We start from the raw sequence: 255 nt of genomic DNA, 5'->3' as shown, positions 1-255 counted from the left end.
TACGGTGTCACCAGAATACAGCTTGGTGATATTCAGTTGTGCTGCATTCGGGGCAGTCAAAGGATTCGTGATCGTTACCGCTTGTGATGCACTGATCGCTGTGCTGCTATTTAAACTAATCACCGCTACACTTGTTGCACCGAAGGTATAACCGCCAGCTAAGACGCCACCCGTGATGGCGGTCTCCGTGACCGTACACGTTTCACCTTGTACCAAGCCCGTGATCGTGCCGGTGGTTCCTGCTGTAAAACTCGT

The 255-nt window shown here is 51.8% G+C and carries 1 protein-coding gene; it reads right to left on the bottom strand.

Annotated features, from left to right (window positions below; all coding sequences use genetic code 11):
- Positions 1-255, bottom strand: a 255-nt coding sequence (locus tag KDM90_RS17750; protein ID WP_212676956.1) for a hypothetical protein, incomplete at both ends; no start/stop codon positions are given.

Origin of the sequence: Affinundibacterium fentianense, assembly GCF_018139545.1 — a bacterium.
In the GTDB taxonomy this organism is placed as follows: Bacteria; Pseudomonadota; Gammaproteobacteria; order Burkholderiales; family Burkholderiaceae_D; genus Undibacterium; species Undibacterium fentianense.
Note: the sequence above shows the minus strand (reverse complement) of the source record. Positions and strands in the feature narration are given on the sequence as shown.